The sequence below is a fragment of the Herbaspirillum sp. B65 genome (assembly GCF_000333555.1).
GTDB classification, from domain to species: Bacteria; Pseudomonadota; Gammaproteobacteria; order Burkholderiales; family Burkholderiaceae_D; genus Herbaspirillum; species Herbaspirillum rubrisubalbicans.
Map to the genome: position 1 here is coordinate 1 of NZ_BADI01000835.1, position 5,700 is coordinate 5,700.

At 63.1% G+C, this 5,700-nt stretch carries 4 protein-coding genes and 1 pseudogene; 4 read left to right on the top strand and 1 reads right to left on the bottom strand.

The window, feature by feature from the left end:
* Window positions 1-23: 23 nt before the first annotated feature.
* Window positions 24-914, bottom strand: coding sequence for a methylisocitrate lyase (prpB, locus tag I5W_RS19905; RefSeq protein WP_026052004.1), 891 nt, complete (start codon window positions 912-914; stop codon window positions 24-26).
* A gap of 332 nt (window positions 915-1,246) precedes the next feature.
* Between prpB and prpR the strand changes: the two genes are divergently transcribed.
* The 4 genes and pseudogenes from prpR to I5W_RS19925 all read left to right on the top strand — a co-directional run bounded on the left by prpR (window position 1,247) and on the right by I5W_RS19925 (window position 5,591).
* Window positions 1,247-2,896 (top strand): propionate catabolism operon regulatory protein PrpR, encoded by a 1,650-nt coding sequence (gene prpR, locus I5W_RS19910; protein ID WP_044530530.1) that lies wholly within the window; start codon window positions 1,247-1,249, stop codon window positions 2,894-2,896.
* 253 nt (window positions 2,897-3,149) lie between these two features.
* Window positions 3,150-4,433: an MFS transporter gene (locus I5W_RS19915; protein WP_044530531.1), complete on the top strand. Its 1,284-nt coding sequence runs from the start codon at window positions 3,150-3,152 to the stop codon at window positions 4,431-4,433.
* A gap of 218 nt (window positions 4,434-4,651) precedes the next feature.
* A pseudogene (locus tag I5W_RS19920) lies at window positions 4,652-4,960 on the top strand (glutathione S-transferase N-terminal domain-containing protein); the annotation flags it as partial.
* Between the two features lie 67 nt (window positions 4,961-5,027).
* Complete coding sequence (locus I5W_RS19925) at window positions 5,028-5,591, top strand: hypothetical protein (RefSeq protein ID WP_148289153.1); 564 nt, start codon at window positions 5,028-5,030, stop codon at window positions 5,589-5,591.
* Window positions 5,592-5,700 lie beyond the last annotated feature (109 nt).

The following is a 5,700-nucleotide window of genomic DNA, read 5'->3' on the forward strand; positions in this document are numbered from 1 at the left end:
GGAAGGGATGCAGNATTGACGTCTTACTTGTTCTTCTGCTGGGCAAACAGCGCATCCAAGCGCTGCTCGTAGCTGTGGTAATCGATGCGGTCGTACAGTTCCATGCGGGTCTGCATGGTATCGACCACGTTCTTCTGGGTGCCGTCGCGGCGGATCGCCTGGTAGACATTCTCGGCGGCCTTGTTCATGGCGCGGAAGGCCGACAGCGGGTAGAGCACCAGCCCGACGTCGGCGCCCTTCAATTCTTCCACCGTAAACAGCGGGGTCGAGCCAAACTCGGTGATGTTGGCCAGGATCGGCACCTTGACCGCGTTGGCGAACTGTTTGTACATGGCCAGGTCGGTGATGGCTTCCGGGAAGATCATGTCGGCACCGGCTTCGACACAGGCCACGGCGCGCTCCACGGCGGCCTCCAGGCCTTCCACGGCCAGCGCATCGGTGCGCGCCATGATGACGAAGTTGTCATCGGTGCGGGCATCCACGGCGGCCTTGATGCGGTCCACCATTTCCTGCTTGCTGACGATTTCCTTGTTGGGACGATGGCCGCAGCGCTTGGCGCCGACCTGGTCTTCGATATGCATGGCAGCGGCGCCAAACTTGATCATCGACTTGACGGTACGCGCCACGTTGAAGGCCGAGGCGCCGAAGCCGGTATCCACATCCACCAGCAAGGGCAGGTCGCACACATCGGTGATGCGGCGCACGTCGGTGAGCACGTCGTCCAGACTGGAGATGCCCAGGTCGGGCAAGCCCAGCGAGCCGGCGGCCACACCGCCACCGGACAGGTAGATCGCGCGGAAACCGGCGCGCTTGGCCAGCAAAGCATGGTTGGCGTTGATCGCGCCGATGACTTGCAGCGGAGATTCTTCCTTGACGGCCTGGCGAAACGCTGCGCCTGCGGAGTGGAGAGCCATGGTGGACACCTTCTTGGTAAGGGTAGGTTGCTGGATGGACGGGATGCTGGCGTGGCAGCGGTAGCGGGGCTGCCGACTGCGGTGCTTGTCGTTCACTATTGCAACGGTCGTGCCATCGCAGTGCAGCATGGGATGCTTGGTCCTGCGAATAAACCTTCATACAGGCTGGAACCCACGTCAGATGGGGGATGTCAGCACCGACCCTGGTCGGCGGCGGGCAAGCTTTGTGGCCGCCCGGACTTGATCTGGCACAAGCATCCTGGTTTCACCAGTGTTACATTAACGTTTCACTGAAACATCCTCGAACACTTAGGCTGAAACAAGCTGCCGCCATGAAACGCCCTGCCCACTACGACCGTAATGCCGACAAACCCGTGATCTGGACCGTCTCGGTCTCCCGCCTGTCGGAACTGTTCCGCGACATCACCCTGGAATTCGACGCCGTGGCCGACATCGAGCCTATCCAGCTGGGCTTCGATGAAGCGGTGCGGCAGATCCGCGAGCGCCTGGCCAACGAGCGCTGCGACGTGGTGATCTCGGCTGGTTCCAACGGCGCCTATCTCAAGAGCCGCCTGCCGGTGCCGGTGGTAGTGGCCCGTGCCAGCGGCTTCGACGTCATGCAGGCCTTGGCGCGCGCACGCCAGATCAGCGCGCGCATCGCCCTGGTCACCTACCAGGAAGCCATGCCGGCCTTGAGCGAGTTCCAGCAGATGTTTGGTCTGGATATCGTCCAGCGCACCTATGCCACCGAGGAAGATGCACGCGCCGTGGTGCATGAATTGAAGGCCGCCGGCATCAAGGCGGTGGTGGGTGCCGGCCTGATCACCGACCTGGCCGAGGAAGCCGGAATGCAGGGCATCTTCCTGTATTCCGCGGCCACCGTGCGCCAAGCCTTCGAGGATGCGCTGGAACTGGCGCGTCTGACGCAACTGGAAAGCAGCCGCGGCCCCAGCCTGCCGGTGGCCGAGAACCTGCGCGCCCGGCATCACCTCAAGGATTTGCGGGGCGACTCGGCGCTGATGGAAACGGTGCGCCAGTCCATTACGCTGTTTGCCCGCTCGCCGGCCAATGTGCTCATCCAGGGCGAGACCGGCACTGGCAAGGAACTGGCGGCGCAAGCCATCCACCGCGCCCATCCACTGATGCAGGGCAAGACCCATGCCGCGCATCCCTTCGTGGCCATCAATTGCGGGGCGCTGGCCGAGTCGCTGCTGGAGTCCGAACTGTTCGGCTATGAAGAAGGCGCCTTCACCGGCTCGCGCCGTGGTGGACGCCCCGGGGTATTCGAGGCCGCCCATCGCGGCAGCCTGCTGCTCGATGAAATCGGCGAGATGCCCCTGCCCTTGCAGACGCGCCTGCTGCGCGTACTGGAAGAACGCGAGGTGGTGCGGGTGGGCGGTACCCGACCGATTCCGGTACAGGTGCGCATCATCAGCGCCACCCACTGCGACCTGGAGGCGCGGGTGCGCGAGGGGCGTTTTCGGGCCGACCTGTATTACCGTTTAAGCGTATTGCGCCTGCAACTGCCGCCCTTGCGCGCGCGCCGCGAGGATATCCCGGCGCTGGCCGAGTGGCATCTCAAGCACGCGCTGGCGGCGCTGGATGCGCGAGCGCACGCCAATCTGGGCGCGGAAATCCTGCGCTGCGCGCCGCTGCTGTGTGCATATGACTGGCCGGGCAATGTGCGCGAGCTGCGCAACCTGATGGAGCGGCTGGCGCTGTTTTTGGCCGCCGAGCCGCTGCAGGCGTTGACGGCGGCGCTGATCCAGCGCGTGGCGCCCGAGCTGGATCAGCGCTCGGTCGATGCAGACACGGAACTGCCTGCGGTGGACGACATGGAAATTGCCCCCGACCTGGAAGACATCCACGCCGCGCTGCGCCGTTTCCGCGGCAACCGGGCCGCTGCTGCACGTCACCTGGGGATGAGCCGGACTACCTTGTGGCGCAAGTTGAAGGACGCGCAGCAAGAGGCGCAAGAATGAGTTCAGAATGCGTGAAAAACGCGCGCAAAGAGAAAATCATTTATCAAATTCACCGCGCTTCCTGCACCCTGATAATCCCCCGCACTGCGCCTTGACAGTGCCACATCGCGCCGCCTATCCTCGCCCGCTGTAACGGCCAGTACCGTCACAGGAGCCCACCACAACCACCCATAGTCAGGCCGCGATCTTGGCCCAGCAGAGGCCGGCGCAGCGTGCTGCTCCTCCATCCACAGCCATCCATCAGGGAGTCCCCATGACCAGCAACACCACGGCGCCAGGCGCCGGCACCACGCATCCGCAAGCGCGGCGTGCGATCATCTCTTCGTCCATCGGCAATGCGCTCGAATGGTTCGATATCCTGATCTACGGCGCTTTTGCCGTGGTGATCGCCAAGCAGTTCTTCCCCACCGGGGACGACAGCGTCTCGCTGCTGCTGACCTTTGCCACCTTCGGCGTGTCCTTCTTCATGCGTCCGCTGGGTGCGGTGGTGCTCGGCGCCTACTCCGACCGCGCCGGGCGCAAGGCGGCGTTGATGCTATCCATCACCTTGATGACCATCGGCACGGCCATGATCGCCTTCATGCCCAGCTATGCCAGCATCGGCTTGCTGGCCCCGGCCGGCATCGCGCTGGGCAAGATGATCCAGGGCTTCTCGGCCGGTGGTGAATTCGGCAGCTCCACCGCCTTCCTGGTGGAACACGCACCGCACCGCCGTGGCTTCTTCTCCAGCTGGCAGGTCGCCAGCCAAGGCATCAGCCTGCTGCTGGCCGCCCTCTTCGGCGCCGTGCTCAACAACCTGCTCACGCCCGAACAACTGGCTTCCTGGGGCTGGCGCGTGCCGTTCATCTTCGGCCTGTTGATCGCACCGGCCGGCATCTACATCCGTCGCAACCTGGAAGAAGCCCCCGAGTTCGAGCAAGCCAGCGAAAAGACCAAGGCGCCGCTGCGCGATACCTTCACCCATCAGAAGATGCGCCTGCTGATCGGCGCCGGCAGCGTCATCATGGCCACCGTCTCGGTCTACCTGTCGCTGTACATCCCGACCTACGCGGTCAAGCAACTGGGCCTGCCGGCCTGGTCCTCGTTTGCTGCGATGTCGGTGGCCGGGCTGATCATGTTCATCGGCTCGCCGCTGGTGGGCGCGCTGTCCGACAAGATCGGCCGCACCCCCTTCATGATCGCCAGCAGCGCACTCTACATCGTGCTGACCTATCCGATGTTCGTGTTCCTGACCAACTCGCCGGGCTTCCTGCAACTGCTGTTGCTGCAGACCGTCATCGGCGTGCTCATGACCATGTACTTCGCGGCCATGCCAGCGCTGTTGGCCGACATCTTCCCGGTGGCCACGCGCGGCACCGGCATGTCGCTGGCCTATAACATCGCCGTGACCATCTTCGGCGGCTTTGCCGGCCTCATCATCACCTGGCTCATCGACGTCACCGGCGACAAGCTGTCGGTGAGCTACTTCGTCATCTTCGGCGCGGTGTTGAGCCTGGCGGCCTCGACGGCGGCACGTTACGTCTTGCGTCTGCGCTGATCGAAACGACCTGCTGCCCGCTACGGCAGCAGGTCCGCCCCTGCCGGGGCGGCCTTCCTGTCGCCCTATCCCCACCTTTCCATCCCTGCCCCGACTCGCTTTTCTCAGCGGGCGCGAGCACTTCCCGTTGGCTTCTGCCGCCCTTGTACATCGGCAATAAACTACATATTGTGTTTGGGTTTTACCCCCATTAAAGTGCGGGGCGCGTCTCGCCTGACATGCCTAAGACGACTTTGCGCATCACCAGCAAGAACTACTCCTCGTGGTCCCTGCGCGGCTGGCTCATGGCCAAGTTCGCCGGACTCTCCTTCGAAGAAGACATCGTGCCGCCGGACGACCCGTCGGCACGGGCAGAGATCCTGCTGCTGTCTTCCTCCATCCTGGTACCGAGCCTGCACCATGGCAACGTACTGGTATGGGATACGCTGGCCATTGCCGAATATCTCAATGAAATCCGCCCCGGCGCCAAGCTGCTGCCGGCCGACCTGGCCGCCCGTGCGCATTGCCGCTCGGTGTGCGGCGAAATGGGACAGCAGTACCTTCCAGAGTCGGCAGCAAAGCTTGGGTGGGAGCGTTTCGGTGGGCGCGGGAAAGATGGGCGGCAGCGTCAACTACAGCCAGTCGAACATCAACAGCAACTATGCCAGCGTGATGGAACAGTCCGGCATCAAGGCGGGTGATGGTGGGTTCCAGATCAATGTGCGTGGCAACACGGATCTGAAGGGCGCGCTGATCGCCAGTAGTGACAAGGCCGTGGCGGCCAACAAGAACAGCTTGACCACGCAGACGCTGACGCAAAGCGATATCCAGAACATTGCGCAGTATGACGCGCAGAGCGTGGGCATTGGCGTGGGTTACAGCACAGGCAAGGATGGCGGCCTATCGGCGACCCCGCCGGTGGTTGTTGGAGCCAACGGTAGTGCGTCAAGCACAACCAGGAGCGCCGTCAGTGGCGGAGTCATCACGATTACCGATGACAAGAAACAGCAGGAGCTGACGGGCAAGACGGCGGAGCAGGCTATCGCCTCGGTGAATCGGGAGGTGAGTAGCAGCAAGGAGGGGAGCAATGCGCTCAAGCGGATTTTTAATAAGGAGGAGATTGAGAATCGAGTTGCCGTTGCAACAGCATTTACGCGGGAGTTGGGTACCTTCCTTTGATATCGCGCCAAGGAAGCTGATGCCGCCAAGGCAAAGCTGGATGCGGCGATAGAGGATGAACGTTCCAAGCCATAGACCAGCGTGATGATGCGCGCTTGCGCAGTCTTGC

What these genes read in the sequence shown, in the direction of transcription:
- prpR (WP_044530530.1), top strand. Translation starts at nt 1,247, where the DNA reads ATGAAACGCCCTGCCCACTACGACCGTAATGCCGACAAACCCGTGATC.
- prpB (WP_026052004.1), bottom strand. Translation starts at nt 914, where the DNA reads ATGGCTCTCCACTCCGCAGGCGCAGCGTTTCGCCAGGCCGTCAAGGAA.
- I5W_RS19915 (WP_044530531.1), top strand. Translation starts at nt 3,150, where the DNA reads ATGACCAGCAACACCACGGCGCCAGGCGCCGGCACCACGCATCCGCAA.
- I5W_RS19925 (WP_148289153.1), top strand. Translation starts at nt 5,028, where the DNA reads ATGGGCGGCAGCGTCAACTACAGCCAGTCGAACATCAACAGCAACTAT.